At 34.4% G+C, this 17734-nt stretch carries 11 protein-coding genes and 3 pseudogenes; 7 read left to right on the top strand and 7 right to left on the bottom strand.

The features are described from left to right. Positions 1-64: 64 nt before the first annotated feature. The 4 genes from ABLV95_RS11535 to ABLV95_RS11520 all read right to left on the bottom strand — a co-directional run bounded on the left by ABLV95_RS11535 (position 65) and on the right by ABLV95_RS11520 (position 3121). Positions 65-742, bottom strand: coding sequence for an ABC transporter ATP-binding protein (locus ABLV95_RS11535; RefSeq protein WP_069818127.1), 678 nt, complete (start codon positions 740-742; stop codon positions 65-67). Positions 743-760: 18 nt separating this feature from the next. Further along, positions 761-1810: an ABC transporter permease gene (locus tag ABLV95_RS11530; RefSeq protein WP_427705987.1), complete on the bottom strand. Its 1050-nt coding sequence runs from the start codon at positions 1808-1810 to the stop codon at positions 761-763. A 214-nt stretch (positions 1811-2024) separates the two neighbouring features. Further along, on the bottom strand, positions 2025-2453 hold the full coding sequence (locus ABLV95_RS11525) for a pyridoxamine 5'-phosphate oxidase family protein (RefSeq protein WP_427705989.1): 429 nt from the start codon (positions 2451-2453) through the stop codon (positions 2025-2027). A 179-nt stretch (positions 2454-2632) separates the two neighbouring features. Then, positions 2633-3121 carry a LysE family transporter gene (locus ABLV95_RS11520; RefSeq protein WP_460875744.1) on the bottom strand — a complete coding sequence of 163 codons (489 nt, stop codon included), beginning with the start codon at positions 3119-3121 and terminating at the stop codon, positions 2633-2635. A 129-nt stretch (positions 3122-3250) separates the two neighbouring features. On the opposite strand from ABLV95_RS11520, the gene ABLV95_RS11515 reads away from it, so the two are divergent. Beyond that, the gene (locus tag ABLV95_RS11515; RefSeq protein WP_069818131.1) at positions 3251-3799 is read left to right on the top strand and encodes a helix-turn-helix domain-containing protein; all 549 of its coding nucleotides are present in this window, start codon (positions 3251-3253) and stop codon (positions 3797-3799) included. A 97-nt stretch (positions 3800-3896) separates the two neighbouring features. Here ABLV95_RS11515 and ABLV95_RS11510 read toward each other — a convergent pair. From ABLV95_RS11510 to ABLV95_RS11500, 3 genes and pseudogenes are all read right to left on the bottom strand, one after another. Next, positions 3897-5467 (bottom strand): annotated as a pseudogene (locus tag ABLV95_RS11510) (alanine/glycine:cation symporter family protein). A 230-nt stretch (positions 5468-5697) separates the two neighbouring features. Continuing rightward, entirely contained in the window at positions 5698-6120 is a 423-nt protein-coding gene (locus ABLV95_RS11505) for a DUF2871 domain-containing protein (RefSeq protein ID WP_069818133.1), read from the bottom strand. Between the two features lie 177 nt (positions 6121-6297). Beyond that, entirely contained in the window at positions 6298-7158 is an 861-nt protein-coding gene (locus ABLV95_RS11500) for an oxidoreductase (RefSeq protein ID WP_427705995.1), read from the bottom strand. A gap of 81 nt (positions 7159-7239) precedes the next feature. Between ABLV95_RS11500 and panB the strand changes: the two genes are divergently transcribed. From panB to ABLV95_RS11470, 6 genes and pseudogenes are all read left to right on the top strand, one after another. Continuing rightward, positions 7240-8052: a 3-methyl-2-oxobutanoate hydroxymethyltransferase gene (gene panB, locus ABLV95_RS11495; RefSeq protein WP_460875742.1), complete on the top strand. Its 813-nt coding sequence runs from the start codon at positions 7240-7242 to the stop codon at positions 8050-8052. Continuing rightward, positions 8049-8897, top strand: a pseudogene (gene panC / locus ABLV95_RS11490) (pantoate--beta-alanine ligase). The gene panB and the pseudogene panC overlap by 4 nt, the downstream one beginning before the upstream one ends. Positions 8898-9158: 261 nt before the next feature. Continuing rightward, positions 9159-10649, top strand: a pseudogene (gene mqo / locus ABLV95_RS11485) (malate dehydrogenase (quinone)). A 566-nt stretch (positions 10650-11215) separates the two neighbouring features. Next, positions 11216-11950 (top strand): YSIRK-type signal peptide-containing protein, encoded by a 735-nt coding sequence (locus ABLV95_RS11480; RefSeq protein ID WP_460872119.1) that lies wholly within the window; start codon positions 11216-11218, stop codon positions 11948-11950. 27 nt (positions 11951-11977) lie between these two features. Then, positions 11978-13105, top strand: coding sequence for a hypothetical protein (locus ABLV95_RS11475; RefSeq protein WP_460872118.1), 1128 nt, complete (start codon positions 11978-11980; stop codon positions 13103-13105). Next, positions 13083-17675: an Ig-like domain-containing protein gene (locus ABLV95_RS11470; RefSeq protein WP_460875740.1), complete on the top strand. Its 4593-nt coding sequence runs from the start codon at positions 13083-13085 to the stop codon at positions 17673-17675. The genes ABLV95_RS11475 and ABLV95_RS11470 overlap by 23 nt, the downstream gene beginning before the upstream one ends. Positions 17676-17734 lie beyond the last annotated feature (59 nt).

The following is a 17734-nucleotide window of genomic DNA, read 5'->3' as shown; positions in this document are numbered from 1 at the left end:
AATTAAAATAAAAATATCCCTTCATAAATATGCACTTAAATGTGAATACTATGAAGGGATTTTATTATGCTTTGTTGTCCTGAGTGAGCGTAAGCATACCATCTTCCATGTGATATACACTATCACAATACTCAGTTAGTCGTTCATCATGCGTAACAACGATGCAAGTTTTGTTTTGTTCCATCGTTTGTTCTTTTAAAATTTTCATTACTTCCATTGCATTGTTCGTGTCTAATGAAGCGGTTGGTTCGTCAGCTAAAATAATTGATGGTTTTGTATAAAGTGCTTTAGCAATCGCAACGCGTTGCTTTTGTCCGCCAGATATTTCACTTGGGAGTTTATTCTCAAGCACCGCAATATCAAGTTGCTTAACAAGTTGGTTATAACTTGCTTCGTCTAGCACATCTTTTTTCTGTTTTTGTAGTAACTTAAATTGCTGTTTTACATTTAGAAATGGCACAAGATTCGTAGCTTGAAGAATAAAACCGATTTCTTGCATCCTCGTTTTGGCTAATTCTTTCAGCGAAAGTTGAGATACTTGTTTATCATTGATGATAATTTCACCAGATGTGGGCGTCTGTAATGCGCCGGCCATTGTTAGGAATGTACTTTTTCCAGAACCAGAGGGTCCGATAATGGCAATCAGTTCATTTTTATTAAATTTCAAAGATGTAGGTTTTACAGCTTCAATTGTTTGATTCCCATCTTTAAAGCTTTTAGTGACGTTTTTAAATTCTAGCATTTATTTATACACTCCTATTTATCCTATTGCCTTGAGTGGATCTACTTTTCTAATCGTCAATATCGAGAAGAGGCTACCTAATAGAGAAACTATGATAAGGACGACGCCGTATACTAATAACGTAGTAACATCAAATTTAACTGGGACCACACTTGGTAAAAAGGCACCAGTAAGTAAAGTTAGCGCAAGACCAATCACTGTACCAATCATCGCAATGATGAACGTTTGTGATAATACAACTTTTGCTAAATATCCATTTGTGAAACCTTGTGCTTTTAACACACCGAATAAATTAGTTTTTTGTAACGTAATGACATATAAAAAGATGCCAATCACTGTTGCAGAAATAATAAATAAGAATGTAATCATAAAGTTTAACGTTAAGTTTTGAGCTTGATAACCTGGTAAGTTTTCAACGAAACTTTCAATTTCTATAGCTTCTAAATCACTATTTAAATCTTGTTTATTCCAATCTTTATCTCTGACCACGACCGCATTGGTTTTATCTTCATTTAATGAAGGATTAATTTTTTGTATTGTACTATTATTAGAAAACAGCACTGGAGAGGCATTGTATTTAGCACTTTCACTAAAGCCTACAATTTTCAATTTTTCATCTGATTGTGATAACGATAATTTATCTCCTATTTTAAATCCTTTATCTTTTAGAGTTTCATCGGCTACTACTTCATTGTCAGATTTAACTTTTTTGCCTTCTATCATATCAGGTACTAGGAAAGAATCAGAAGTGACACCAAATAGTAAGGCATTTTCTTCTGCATTACCATTAGAAGCGATAACACCTGTCTGTTTTAAAGTCGTTTGTTTATCATATGTATTTCCGACATCATCTTTATTGAACGAAGACTGCTCTACAGTTTCATTTGCATCTTTATTTAATACAATAGCATCGGCTTGCCATTTATCGATACCTTCCCTATTCATATTCATCAGTCCGCTTGCTAAGCCAGATAAAAGGAAGAGTAGGTAACTAATCATAATTAAGACACCGATAATCAAGCTGAATTTCAACTTGTTACGTTTAATTTCATTCCATGCTAAAAACATAAATTACCTCCTATATGTAAATTGTCACTAGATTTATATAAATTAAAAAATTCATTTTCAACTTATTTTATAAAGCTTACTTCTATAATAACCTATTTAAATATAGAATGTATTCATTTTCTATGTGAAAAAGACAGTGTATCTTGAATCGTAGATTATTTAACGAAAGACAAAACACTTGTATAAGTTATTACTTATACAAGTGTTTTGAAAATTAACCTTCAAAATTTATAGTTTGTGGTTCGTCTAATGTTTTATCATTCATTATCTTAAGAGATTTTGGATGAGCTTTAACTACACATAGTTCTGGGTCAGTTTTGTTATCGAAAAATGATTTGTCTTGGTTTTTCCATAACCAATCAATTGTTTCTTGATCTTGAACAATTGATAATGTGGCATCAATTTCTAGAAAACTACGATTATTTGTATCATCGTAACCAATTAAAATATGTGCACGTGGGTTTGACTCAATTTCTTCAATTTTTATTGAGTTAACATTTGTTTTTGTATAAAGCGTGTTACCGTCATTATAAAAAATCATATATCTACTGTTAGGTATATGATTATATGCGGTAGATAACACCCCGACACGTGATGTGTTGAGTATTTCGTTAATCTTGTTAGTTAAATTAGTATTATCCATATATGAATCACCTCTATATATTTTATTCCCTAATAGTGAGAATTAAAAAGTAAATTCAAAGGAAATTTAATAAAGTTCAATTTGATAATAATCATTCTAAAATCATCATAAATGCTAAAACTACAAGACATGCAGACATACTAACTTTATAGATGAATTCATATTTTAATAGAATTTTTTTAAAACAAAGGCCCATAACGGCCCAGTGCGACTGCACCTGAAACACCGATAAGTGCAATGATAATTGTATAACTCAGTGTAGCAAGAAAACTTATATTTTGAGTAGTGACATAGGTCACGATAGCAGTAAGTACATAAACGATTGTTTTAGGATTCATATATTGAAGAAGCAAACCATCTCTCATACGATACGTATTGCTTTGTTGAGCGTCTTTACTATCATGTTTAAATACAGAATAAGCAAGATACAATAAGTAAATAAATCCCACTATTTTAATTACAAATATAAAACTTGAAAAGTAAGCGACCATATATTCACTAAATAACAAGCAAAACATGGAAAGCGTTAAAAAACCTAATCCAATACCAATTAAGAATTTCGCAGTGCCTTTAAGACCTAATTTTAAAACGCCGTCTAATGCTAATAAATTGTTAGGGCCAGGGGTATAACTCATAAAAAACGTATAAAAAATAAATGATATAAACAAATTGCATTCTCCCTTCATTATCCTGTATTATGGAAATATAATCACAAAACTTCCGCTCAATAGGATATTTCCTTTTAAAAGGATTTTATATCCATTGAACAGGAAAGTCAATATAAAAGGGGTCAAATAATGGAATTTCATAAAATAGTAGCTAAGAATATTTACTTATATAGAAAGAAAAATAAGATTAGCTTGGACAAATTATCAAAACTCACAGGGGTGAGCACATCTTCATTAAATGAAATTGAAAAAGGTAATACGATTCCTTCAATAAATACCGTTTGGAAAATTAGTAATGGTTTAAAATTATCGTTTAGTAGTTTAATGAATGAGGCAGAGTCAGATTATACACAGTTAAAAAAAGAAGATGTTGTACCTGTGACTGAAGATGAGGGAAAATATCGTGTTTATCCATATTTCCCATTTGAAAAGAGTAAGTCCTTTGAATTCTTTTATGTAGAGCTCGATCCAGGAGCAACATTAGATGCAGAACCCCATTTATCCGGTTCAGAGGAATCGATTATTGTAATTGATGGGCAATTAGAAATGCATTTAGAACATGAAACGCTTCATTTAGGCGAAGGCGATGCCTTGAGGTTCAAATCAGACATCTCTCATAGTTATATTAATAATGGAGAAAATATGACTCTAATATCTATGGTTATTGACTATCAATAAATTAAAACCCATGTTCCTCGATGTAGTTGAGGGCATGGGTTTTGTTATATAATTCATACTATAAAATAAGTTTATAAAGTTTTGCTCTGAATATTTATTATTCTTGTTTATGAGCATCTTCATTATTTTTTTCTCTGTTAAACCAAAAATATGCATTAGGAGCATCTTGTTGAGTGGGTTTATAAACAGCCAAGCTGCCAGAGCCTTTCGATTTTTTCTGATTTTCAAAATCTTTTAAAGCACGAAAGGCGGGTTTACATAAAATCCATATAGCTATAATATTTAGCCATGCCATCATACCAACACCTACATCGCCCATGGCCCACGCGAGCATCAGCGGTTTTAATAGTGCCGTATGCAGTGGCAAAAATAAGTAGGAAACGAGTCAATGTAATATAAAAATTTGATTTTTTAGTACTCATATTTCTAGTGAGATACGCAATATTTGTTTCAGTAATGTACGAATAAGCTAATATGGTAGTAAATGCAAAGAAAAACAATGCAATAGCTATAAAATAAGAGCCGAACCCAGCAAAATTTGGATCAAATTGGTAGCTATCACCTTGAAATGCTTTATCGATACCAGATTGTACATACATGGCAGTCCCAGAAAAATCTTTAGAGCCATCTGCATTCAATACATAAACACCATTATCTTCAATTAAATTAGGCTGTCCCTGTGTATTCTCTGTGCCATCTGTTGTATTATAAGTTCCTGAAATTAAAATAATTAATGCGGTAGCTGTACAGACGAAAATAGTATCTATATAAGCTGAGAAAGCTTGTACAAGCCCTTGTTTTGCTGGGTGAGATACTTCTGCTCGCTGAAGCTGCATGGGGCCCTGTCCCTTGACCTGCTTCATTTGAATATAATCCACGTTTTACACCAATTTCAATCATTGCGCCAATAATGCCACCAAAAGTAGATTGCAACCCTAGTGCAGATTTAAAAATAAGTGCGAACAATGCAGGAACTTCTTCAATATTTAAAAAAATTACAATAACAGCTAATAAAATGTAAGCTATAGCCATAAAAGGGACAATTGCTGTTGCCATACTGGCAATGCGTTTAATTCCACCAAAAATGATAAGCGATAGTAATATTACGAGAAAAATAGTGACTGCCCATTTTGGAACGCTAAAAGCACTATGTAATGAAGTTGCAATTGCATTGGACTGTACGCCTGGCATTAAAAGTCCGATTGAAATAATAGTCACTATGGCAAATATCAACGCAAATATTTTTCCGAACTTTCCTCCAATACCATTTTCAATGTAATAAGCAGGGCCGCCTCTGTATTCCCCATTTTCCTTTTGTTTATATATTTGTCCCAATGTAGACTCTACAAATGCAGTGCTTGCGCCTAGTAAAGCTGTCACCCACATCCAGAAGACTGCACCGGGGCCGCCAATAAATATGGCTGCTGACACACCAACGATATTCCCTGTGCCAACTCTGCCCGCTAAAGATAATGAAATAGCTTGAAAACTAGAGATACCTTGTGGAGATTTTTCTCCTTTGAATAATAAACGTATCATTTCTTTAAATTGTCTCACTTGTGCGAAGCGAGTAATAAGTGAAAATATCAGTCCTGTTATTAATAAACCAAAAACTAACGGAGGACTCCATATAATTTTATCTAAGAAATCAATGAATTCTGTAATCAAATTAATTCTCCTAACATAAAATGGATTTTATACTGACTTATGTAAGCGCTTGCTCGCAATTGTACACGTCTGAAATCTGTGAGCAAGAGTGTCAATTAATTCATTAACATTTTAATGAATTAAAATATGGAATTAATTTTTAATAATTTTATATATGGAGGGAATTGAAAAAATACAAAAAAATCTGTTCAAGTTTCTATTATTGAGACTTGAACAGATTTTTTGTTATGCTATTTTCTTTTTTCTGCAGTGGCGTTAATTCTTTTGTTTAATAACACAAAGAATAATATGAATGCGATAGAAATAAAGATGTGACCTAAACCAGCAATGCCCGCGATTGCAGGACTTACACTGAATCCTTTGATAGTAGCAATACCATTCACAAATTGCATTGCTACAGTTACTAATACGCCTAAGTGGAAAATATAAAAGAAACTATTAAATAATTTACTATTACGAGTCAATTTAAGTTGATGTTCGATAACCATGAAAATCAAGAACATAATTGTACCTAAAACTAATAAATGTGTGTGCGTTACATTTAATTGCGAATAATCGCTGAAATTTTCTCCTTTTGACATTTCTCTATAAAACAAACCACTAAGTAATCCTAATAAAGTATAAAAGGCAGAGCTGAACATTAATTTTTTCATTTTTTCTTCCTCCAAATTGTTAATAACTATAATATAAAGTGATTTTATGAACTGTTTATGAACAGCATAAAAATAAATTAACAGTTTATAGCAATATGAAAGAAAAGCATGATAACGAATGAAATATAAATTTTAATATTGGCATATCAAGTAGAATAAATTTTAAAAAATAACATATTAATATTTTTGTTGTGCCAATAATAGTGGATAAATAGTATCGAGTACAGGTGTAACCAATTGATGTTCTCTTGCTTTTTTGAATAGAAAGCCTTGGATGCCTGCTATTTCTAATGGATTAGCTGAGATGATGTCATAATACATACTTGTGCCCATTTGATTGGGATAACCTTTGTAAATTGTCATAATATCATCGACAATGTCATCATCAAAGTACACATTTTCAGCTTGTGCAATGGCTACACCTTCAACTAATAGTTGCTTGCAAAGGTGTTTGATACCCGGAACTTGAAGTACTTCGGCAGTACGACGACTTAATGCAGTGACACTATTAATGGCTAAATTAACAAGCAGTTTATACCAAATGGCATAATCAATATCGTTTGTGAGTTCAACTTCTAAAGAAGAGCCCGCTACAATATCACGGAATGCACGCGTTTCTGGACAATCTTCTAAAATGAGTTTGTGATCACGATAATGCGTTACGGTAGAATCAGATTTTTGTCCGCTAATATAAACAACAGCTTGAAATACGTGAGGATGTTCAAAGCGTGACAACTGACCGTGCCCATTTTGAGCGAGTATAATAATGGTTTGCTCATGGATTAAATGTTCCATTTCTCTTAATACATCATCAAGTTGAGGTATTTTAACAGCAATAATTAAAACATCAACTGGGTTTTGATCAGTTATTAATGGCGTAACCTGTAAAGTGCGTTCATGTTCAGTATTATTATTGGCATAGTAGGTGAGCGTTTGAGGTCGGCGACCGAGTAAGCGTAAATCAGGATGTGTTGCTAAAAGATCAATTGCAATCGTGCTACCTACTGCGCCAGGTCCAATTATTGCAATTTTGTTCATGTTTTTAATTTCCTTTTCTAAGTAGATTGGTTAGTATATGGATAACAATACAAATATAACAAACTGCGGAGATGATTTTAATTGAAAACATTAAATCAGTTAATAGATATGAAACAGAGTAACGATAAGATATCAATGGTGACAGCATATGATTATCCTAGTGCGAAGCAAGTTGAAGCGACACAGATAGATACAATATTAGTTGGTGATTCATTAGGGATGACGGTCTTAGGTTATGACAGCACAGTACAAGTAACAGTAGACGATATGATTCATCATGCCAAAGCTGTACGACGAGGTGCGCCAGACACATTTGTAATTGTAGATGTGCCTTTTGGTGCGGTAGGTGTAAACGAACAGTCGGATTTAGAAACAGCTGTAAAGTTATATCAACAAACTCAAGCGAATGCGATTAAGGCTGAAGGTGCGCATTTAACTCAATATATTGAAAGTTGTAGCAATATGGGTATCCCAGTTGTTTCACATCTTGGGTTAACACCCCAAAGTGTTGGTATAACAGGGTATAAAATGCAGGCAAATACCAAAGAAGCAGCGCAACAACTTATAAATGATGCGTATGCTGTACAACAAGCAGGTGCTGTTATGTTAGTGTTAGAAGCTATTCCAAGCGATTTAGCTGCTAAAATCACTGAAAATTTAGATATCCCAGTTATTGGAATTGGCGCTGGTAAAGGCACAGATGGACAAGTATTGGTGTATCACGATTTACTAAATTATGAAGTGAATCATCAAGCGAAATTTGTTAAACAATATGGTGATTTTTCAAAAGGTGTTCAAGCATTATCTCAATATGATACTGAAGTTAAGTCACAACAATTTCCGAGTGATGCGTACACTTACAAAAAGCAGGTCATGAATGAGGTGTCTGAATGACTGAGTTAATTACTACTATAGAAGAAATGACTGAGATGTCTAAGCAATGGAGAAAATCAAATAAATCAGTGGGCTTTGTACCTACGATGGGCGCCTTACATGAGGGCCATTTAAAAATGATGTCACAATCTATTTCTGAAAATGATATGACAGTTATTAGTGTATTTGTAAATCCACTGCAATTTGGGCCTGATGAAGATTTAGATGCGTATCCTCGAGACATTGAAAGTGACACAGCAAAAGCGACTGTCAGTAGGCGTAGATTATATTTTTTATCCGAGTGAAAAAGAAATGTATCCGGAACAACCTACAATTGAAGTGAAGGCTGGACGTCTAGCGTCAGTATTAGAAGGCGCACAGCGTCCGGGTCATTTTGACGGCGTAGTGACAGTAGTAAATAAACTGTTCAATATTATACAACCACAGCGTGCTTATTTTGGAAAAAAGATGCACAGCAGTTAGCTATAGTGGAAAAAATGGTTGAAGACTTTAATCATGCAATTGATATTGTAGGCGTAGACATTGTTCGTGAAGCGGATGGTCTAGCTAAAAGTTCACGTAATATTTATTTAACACCAGATGAAAGAGCAGAAGCGCCTCACCTCTATAAAAGTTTGCAGTTAGCACAATCATTATATAATCAAGGTGAACGCAGCAGTTTGAAAATCATTGAAGCTACCCGTGATTATATACAACAATATACGAGCGGGGATATCGAAACAGTAGCAATTTATAGCTATCCTCAACTTGTCGAGCAACATGAAATTACAGATAGAATTTTTATATCGTCGGCAGTCAAATTTAGCCAGGCACGTCTAATAGATAATATTATTATCGGTGATTAATTTGTCTTAATGTATTTACATGTTTAGTGAACAATTCAGTTAGATACAATATTCTCTCAATATACAATTTACATTTTCTTAGTGTTGATTTATCATATATAGAGAGAGATATTTATCGAGAAAACGATTATATGATAATTAAATAGTTTTAAGGGTATAAATACAGTAGTGAAAATGATGTATGTGTTATCTCAAGAACGAAACAACTATGTTTTATCTTATATAATTAATTAAAAAGTGATCACGAGAGGTGGTAAAAAAATGAGTGAATCTAACTCAAAAGATGTCATTTTAATTGGTGCTTGGTGTTTTAAGTACAACATTCGGTACGATGTTAAAAGATCTTGCACCAGAATGGAATATAAAACTTTTTGAAAGACTCGAAAAACCTGCAATTGAAAGTTCTAACGAACGCCACAATGCTGGTACTGGACATGCCGCATTATGTGAATTGAACTATACAGTTGAACAAAAAGACGGTTCAATCGATATCGAAAAAGCAAAAGAAATTAACGAACAATTTGAGATTTCAAAACAATTTTGGTCTCACTTAGTAAAAAGTAATCAAATTCAAGATCCACAAGAATTTATACGCCCATTACCGCATATTAGTTTTGTGCAAGGCGATAAAAATGTGAATTTCTTGAAGAGACGTTATGAAGCACTTGCGCCTTTATCAATGTTTAAAGGTATAGAATATACAGAAGACCATAAAAAACTACAAGAGTGGATGCCATTAATGATGGAAGGCCGCGATCCAGAAGAAGTAGTTGCGGCTAGTAAAATAAACGAAGGTACAGATGTGAACTTCGGTGAACTTACAAGAAAAATGGCTAAAAACTTAAACGAACATGAAAATGCAGAACTTTTCTACAAACATGAAGTTCAAGACTTCAGCCGTCGTAAAGATGGTAAATGGGAAGTTAAAATTAAAGACCTTAAAACTAATAAAGTAGAACATCACATTACTGACTATCTATTTATTGGTGCAGGTGGTGCTTGCAATTCCAATGCTACAAAAAACTGGTATTCCAGAAAGTAAGCATTTAGGTGGTTTCCCAATTACAGGAGAATTCTTAGTATGTAATAATCCTGATGTTGTAGCTAAGCACGAAGTTAAAGCTTATGGTAAAGAACCTGAAGGTACACCGCCAATGACGGTGCCTCACTTAGATAGACGCTATATCCAAGATGAAAACTCATTATTATTTGGACCATTCGCGGCGATTGGCCCTAAATTCTTGAAAAATGGTTCTAATTTAGATTTATTTAAATCAATTAACCCTAGCAACATAATCACTATGTTAGCTGCAGACGGCGAAAAACTTCCCGTTAATTAAATATTCTATTCAAGAAGTATTAGCTAAAAAAGAAGATCGAATGAAAGAATTACGTCGATTTGTTCCTGATGCTAAAGATAAAGATTGGGATATTATGCAAGCTGGTAAACGTGTTCAAGTTATCAAAGATACAAAAGAACACGGTAGAGGATTTATTCAATTCGGTACAGAAGTTGTAAATTCAAAAGACCATTCTGTAATTGCATTATTAGGTGAATCTCCAGGTGCTTCTACTTCAGTTTCAGTTGCATTAGAAGTAATCGAGAAAAACTTCCCAGATTATATGGCTGAATGGGAACCTAAGTTGAAAGAAATCATTCCATCTTATGGTAAATCATTAATTGAAGATTACGCATTATTAAAAGAAATACGACAAGCAAATAATGCTGAACTTGAATTAAACAATAAATAATAAGTAATAAACTATCCCTTGAAGTATCATGCTTCAAGGGATTTTTGTATCTAATTTTAATTTTTTTAAATACTACAAACATGTCAAAATTAATTAATGACATTTCTTACTATTTTAACTATTAAACTTCTATTTTTTTATTTACATTGATGTCAACTGTATTTATAATATTTAAGAACTCAAGTTACAAATGCTACTTTTAAGATACAATAAGAAGTTTATTTTGAATTTTCAATACTAATTAATAATAATATAAAGTTCATGTATACGCATAACATCTAATAGTAAAACCCTACAATTAACCTTCAGTATAATCCTACACGAACTTAATCGTTAACTTTCAAGTTTAAAAGCAGAACTTTTTTAATGCTATTCATTTTAAATTATTATCTAATGCATTTTACATTTAATAAGGTAAACGCATAAAATCATTATTTGTTTTATTATTTATTAAAGGAATTCAACTTTTCTATTTTAGATGATATTAAAAATTAAAAAACTTCTTGTGTTTTAAAACTAATTGTGTAATATTGAGTTGTACAAATCTATTTTGAGGTGGAAATATTATGAAAAACAAACAAGGGTTTTTACCTAATAAAATGAATAAATATTCTATTAGGAAATTTACAGTTGGGACGGCGTCACTTTTAATTGGAGCTACATTAGTCTTCGGTGTGGGAAGCGAAGCACAAGCAACTGAGTTAGACGCGATTACAACCAATGATAGTAGAATTAATAAAGGGGAAGCATTGGATATAAGTGATATAAAAAGCATTGAAACAGAAACGCAAAATGTAGAAAAAGAATCAATTACTAATTCAACTGAAATTATAGATACAGAGAAAAATGCAGAAAAGACTGAACCTAATACATCACAAATAGAAACGGATACTACAGAAAATGTTCAAGATACGAATAATACTGTAGAAACAGCAAAAGAAAATACAGCTAGCGAGACTTCTATAGACAACAAAAATCAAGAAGTTAACGATACGGATACTACAGAAAATAATGTTATTAAAGAAGAAACATCAACGAATGAAACAACAGAAACTGAAGAACCAAAAGCTGAAAATTCACAAACTACTAACGTAAATGAAAAGACATTAACAACTGAAGAATCATTAAATTCTGGAGAAAAAGCGACTACAAATGATGAAGTAAATATGGATGAGTCAAAAACAACTGATGAAAACCAGTCGGAAATTACTGAACAGAAAATAGAAATTGAGAAAACACCTCAGAAACCAACAGAGTCAATTAACGAAGAAATACAAAAAGAAGAAACAGAAGCAATATAACGAACAGAAATAGCTAGCGACAGCAATGTGAATAATAAAACTGAAAAGACAGATTCGGAAAACACAATAATTGAATCAGATTTGACACAACAACTATCAACTACTACAGATAAAGAAGCAGAAGTTAAATCCTATTTAAGTACTGAATTGTCAGATGAAGATACGACAGCAATTATAGATCAAGCAAATATTAATTTTGAAGAAGCATCTGATGAAGAAATCAATAATGAAATCCTAAAAGCACTAGCGATTCAATTAGCTAATGAACAAGATGCGAATACAATTTTAGCTACGCCAAAAAGAACTATGCTTCGTACTATGGTAGCACCAACAGCATTGGTAACAGCCAGTGAACCAAATGAACAAATAGATAAATCACTTGACTATATGGACAACTATACATTCGCTAGTTTAATCTTTGATCCAGTAGCATTATCTTCTCAAGCTGTTTTAGATGGTAAAGAAATCAATTTTAATATTGAAAGTTATATGTCAGGAGCAAACTCTGGGGATAGATATAAGATTGATTTGAAACTAGATCCAATTATTGCTAAGCATGTTACTAAAATATCGGTGAATCCAGCCAATCGTAGCAATCCAGTAGAATTAGTACGTCTAACTGATGACCAAGGTAATCCAACAAATACATGGGAAGTTAATTTTATCAGAGCAAATGATGGATTGTTTGGTGGTGCTGAATTGTTAGGACAATATACAGCTGAAAACGGTAAGATTTATTTGGATGATACAGTAAGAAATATACTTAAAGAAGCAGGTGATTTAAGTAACAATAAATTAAATTACCAAATGTTTGTGAGAGATTCTAGAGATAATAAAATTGTACGTACTACAGAAAGTAGTGGCTATTTCTTAACAAATGCAGACTCAGATTTAATACAGTTACAAGATAAGATATCCACTGCAAATAGTAAATCATTTACCTCAAGTAGTGGCTCTGCGGTGTTTAATACAGATATTGGTAATAATGGTGGCATTATAATAGACCAACAAGTTATGAAAGATGGCATTTTCAATTATAATATGGCTGGAAATAAGCAATGGTCATACAATTATCAAATTGATAAAGATTTGTTACCTTATATCGAAGGCGCTGAATTACACATGTATGATTATGCTCGGCTTAGGTGGATTTGATAAAACGTATTATCCTGCTAACAAAGTAGCTGATTTAACGTTAGATTCGATTGGTAATGGCAAAATCACAAGTGAGAATTTAAACAACTTGATATCATTCAATAATGGTTTGCCAGAAACTGTAGGTATGAGAATCGTTTTAAAATTAAATCAAAGTGTAAATAATATCTTAACTAAAGAAGCATTGTATGATTCTGCAGGTAATTTAATTAGTGAAACAACTAAGCAAAAAGAAGATTTTACATTTGCAGGCTATTTAACTGATAACGCCGGTCTACTTATCAATAATACAATGGGTACTTCAACATTAGCATTACAAGATTATGATAAAGATGGTCTGTTAGATAGATATGAACGTCAAGTATCATTTAGTGATGCTGAGGTTGTAGATACTGATGGTGATGGGAAAAATGATGGAGATGAAGTAGTCAAATATAAAACATCTCCACTTGTAGGTTTACCAATAGCTGCAGATATTAATATGTCAGATACTGTAGTAAGTGGTTCAGTCCCATTAAAAGAAGGAGCAGTTTCGCAAACTGCAAAAGTAATTAATGCCAATAACCAAGTCATTGGTACTGCATCAGTAAATAGTGATGGAACATTTAGCGTTGTTATACCTAAGTCACCTTCAGGTGTATATACAATAGCTATTGATTCACCAAATTATGATAACGATGAAGTAAGCAAATTTAATATTATTGATAATACGATAGTTCCTACACCGACGATAGATCCAGTAGATGATAATGATACAGTACTTGTTGTTCATGGTGCTACAGGGTCAACAATCACTGTTACTGACAGCGACCGCAATGTAATAGGAACAGTGAAAATAGCAAGTGACACTACTTTTGGGAACATTATATTATCTAATCCACTTAAAGCAGGTACAGTACTGACTTCAACTGCTAGTGAAAATGGTAAGACAAGTTCTCCATCTAAAGCAATAACGGTTACTGATGCAACCGCACCTGACGCTCCAATAATTAATCCTGTTACAAGTGAAGATACACAAGTGAGTGGGACGGCAGAGCCAGGAACGTCAGTTAGAATTAATTTTCCTGGTGGAGGATATACTGCGATAACTACAGATAGCAATGGCAATTATACGATTGATATACCTCATGGTGTAATACTTGATGGTGGCGAATCAATCACAGCAACTTCAAAAGACGACGCAGGTAATATATCCGAAACATCGACAATAACAGTAATTGATATAACAGCGCCAGAAGCACCAACGGTGGAAGAAGTAACGAGTGAAGATACACAAGTTAGTGGTACTGCTGAACCAAATTCAGAAGTAACTGTAACATTCCCAGACGGAACAACAGTAACAGGTACAACAGATGAGCAAGGCAACTACACAGTAAAAATTCCAGAGAAAGTTGAGCTTGAAGGCGGCGAATCAATCACAGCGACTTCAAAAGACGACGCGGGTAATATATCTGAAACAGCAACAACAACAGTTATTGATATCACAGCACCCGAGACACCAACGGTGGAAGAGTTAACAAGTGAAGATACACAAGTCAGTGGCACAGCAGAACCAAATTCAGAAGTAACAGTAACATTCCCAGACGGAACAACAGTAACAGGTACAACAGATGAAGACGGTAACTATACAATAGACATTCCATCAAACGTAGATTTAGAAGGTGGAGAAGAAGTAAAAGTTGTAGCTACTGATAAAGACGGCAATGTATCTGAAGAAGCAACAACAACAGTTATTGATATCACAGCACCCGAGACACCAACGGTGGAAGAGTTAACAAGTGAAGATACAGAAGTAAGTGGCACAGCAGAGCCAAATTCAGAAGTAACAGTAACGTTCCCAGACGGAACAACAGCGACTGGCACAACGGATGAGCAAGGCAATTACACAGTAGAGATTCCTTCGAACATTGATTTAGAAGGTGGAGAAGAAGTAAAAGTTGTAGCTACTGATAAAGACGGCAATGTATCTGAAGAAGGATCAACAACTGTAACTGATATCACAGCGCCAGAAGCACCAACGGTGAAAGAAGTAACAAGTGAAGATACACAAGTCAGTGGCACAGCCGAACCGAATTCAGAAGTAACCGTAACATTCCCAGACGGAACAACAGCAACAGGCACAACAGATGAAGACGGTAACTATACAATAGATATTCCATCAAACATTGATTTAGAAGGTGGAGAAGAAGTAAAAGTTGTAACTACTGATAAAGATGGCAATGTATCTGAAGAAGGATCAACAACAGTAACTGATGTGACAGCACCAGAAGCGCCAACGGTGGAAGAGTTAACAAGTGAAGCTACACAAGTCAGTGGTACTGCTGAACCAAATTCAGAAGTAACAGTAACGTTCCCAGACGGAACAACAGCGACTGGCACAACGGATGAGCAAGGCAATTACACAGTAGAGATTCCTTCGAACATTGATTTAGAAGGTGGAGAAGAAGTAAAAGTTGTAGCTACTGATAAAGATGGCAATGTATCCGAAGAAGGATCAACAACAGTAACTGATGTGACAGCGCCAGAAGCACCAACGGTGGAAGAAGTAACGAGTGAAGATACACAAGTTAGTGGTACTGCTGAACCAAATTCAGAAGTAACTGTAACATTCCCAGATGGAACAACAGCAACAGGTACAACAGATGAAGAAGGAAACTACACAGTAAAAATTCCAGAGAATGTTGAGCTTGAAGGCGGAGAAGAAGTGAAAGTTGTAGCTACTGATAAAGATGGCAATGTATCCGAAGAAGGATCAACAACAGTAACTGATATCACAGCGCCAGAAGCACCAACGGTGAAAGAAGTAACGAGTGAAGATACACAAGTCAGTGGCACAGCAGAGCCAAATTCAGAAGTAACCGTAACATTCCCAGATGGTACAACAGCAACAGGTACAACAGATGAGCAAGGCAATTACACAGTAGAGATTCCTTCGAACATTGATTTAATAGGTGAAGAAGAAGTAAAAGTTGTAGCTACTGATAAAGATGGCAATGTATCTGAAGAAGGATCAACAACAGTAACTGATGTGACAGCACCAGAAGCACCAACGGTGAAAGAAGTAACGAGTGAAGCTACACAAGTCAGTGGCACAGCCGAACCAAATTCAGAAGTAACAGTAACGTTCCCAGACGGAACAACAGCGACTGGCACAACGGATGAGCAAGGCAATTACACAGTAGAGATTCCTTCGAACATTGATTTAATAGGTGAAGAAGAAGTAAAAGTTGTAGCTACTGATAAAGATGGCAATGTATCCGAAGAAGGATCAACAACAGTAACTGATATCACAGCGCCAGAAGCACCAACGGTGAAAGAAGTAACGAGTGAAGCTACACAAGTCAGTGGCACAGCAGAGCCAAATTCAGAAGTAACCGTAACATTCCCAGATGGAACAACAGCAACAGGTACAACAGATGAGCAAGGCAATTACACAGTAGAGATTCCTTCGAACATTGATTTAATAGGTGAAGAAGAAGTAAAAGTTGTAGCTACTGATAAAGATGGCAATGTATCCGAAGAAGGATCAACAACAGTAACTGATGTGACAGCACCAGAAGCACCAACGGTGAAAGAAGTAACGAGTGAAGCTACACAAGTCAGTGGCACAGCAGAACCGAATTCAGAAGTAACAGTAACGTTCCCAGACGGAACAACAGCGACTGGCACAACGGATGAGCAAGGCAATTACACAGTAGAGATTCCTTCGAACATTGATTTAGAAGGTGGAGAAGAAGTAAAAGTTGTAGCTACTGATAAAGACGGCAATGTATCTGAAGAAGGATCAACAACTGTAACTGATATCACAGCGCCAGAAGCACCAACGGTGGAAGAGTTAACAAGTGAAGATACACAAGTCAGTGGTATTGCTGAACCAAATTCAGAAGTAACCGTAACATTCCCAGATGGAACAACAGTAACAGGCACAACAGATGAAGACGGAAACTATACAATAGATATTCCATCAAACATTGATTTAGTAGGTGGAGAAGAAATCGCCGTTACTTCAACCGATAAAGATGGAAATATTTCTGAAAGTACTAAAGTTATAGTTATTAATAAAGAAGAAACGCCAAATACAGGAGAAACACCAAGTACAGGCGAGGCACCAAGTACAGGCGAAACGCCAAGTACAGGCGAGGCACCAAGTACAGGCGAGAGACCAAGTACAGGCGAAACGCCAAATACAGGCGAAACACCAAATACAGACGAGACACCAAGTACAGGCGAAACGCCAAATACAGGAGAAACACTAAATACAAGTGAAACTGTAATTAAAAAAGGAAAGCTAAGCAAGTCACAAAATATAAGTACAAACGAAAATTCAGAAATTAAAAAAACAAGCGACAATCGTATTTTGAATAACAATACATTGGATTCAAATATTAATGACAAATCAAAACGCGCCAATAGCAACAAACTTAATTCAGAAAATGAATTGCCGGAAACAGGTCAAGATGAAACACGTAATAGCACTTTATTCGGCACATTAATTGCAGGATTAGGCGGCTTAATATTGCTTGTGATGCGTCGTAGAAAAAAAGAAGAAGACGAAAACAAATTGTCATAATAAAATAATATTGTAAAGGCTTTTCATCCATTAAGGGTGGAGAGCCTTTTCTTATAAAA

The sequence above is a fragment of the Staphylococcus sp. Mo2-1 genome (genome assembly GCF_046721385.1).
Taxonomy (GTDB): domain Bacteria; phylum Bacillota; class Bacilli; order Staphylococcales; family Staphylococcaceae; genus Staphylococcus; species Staphylococcus equorum_A.
This window is presented reverse-complemented; position numbering and strand designations above follow the sequence as displayed.

What these genes read in the sequence shown, in the direction of transcription:
- ABLV95_RS11505 (WP_069818133.1), bottom strand. Translation starts at nt 6,120, where the DNA reads ATGAAAAAATTAATGTTCAGCTCTGCCTTTTATACTTTATTAGGATTA.
- ABLV95_RS11530 (WP_427705987.1), bottom strand. Translation starts at nt 1,810, where the DNA reads ATGTTTTTAGCATGGAATGAAATTAAACGTAACAAGTTGAAATTCAGC.
- ABLV95_RS11525 (WP_427705989.1), bottom strand. Translation starts at nt 2,453, where the DNA reads ATGGATAATACTAATTTAACTAACAAGATTAACGAAATACTCAACACA.
- ABLV95_RS11480 (WP_460872119.1), top strand. Translation starts at nt 11,216, where the DNA reads ATGAAAAACAAACAAGGGTTTTTACCTAATAAAATGAATAAATATTCT.
- ABLV95_RS11535 (WP_069818127.1), bottom strand. Translation starts at nt 742, where the DNA reads ATGCTAGAATTTAAAAACGTCACTAAAAGCTTTAAAGATGGGAATCAA.
- ABLV95_RS11515 (WP_069818131.1), top strand. Translation starts at nt 3,251, where the DNA reads ATGGAATTTCATAAAATAGTAGCTAAGAATATTTACTTATATAGAAAG.
- ABLV95_RS11470 (WP_460875740.1), top strand. Translation starts at nt 13,083, where the DNA reads ATGCTCGGCTTAGGTGGATTTGATAAAACGTATTATCCTGCTAACAAA.
- ABLV95_RS11500 (WP_427705995.1), bottom strand. Translation starts at nt 7,158, where the DNA reads ATGAACAAAATTGCAATAATTGGACCTGGCGCAGTAGGTAGCACGATT.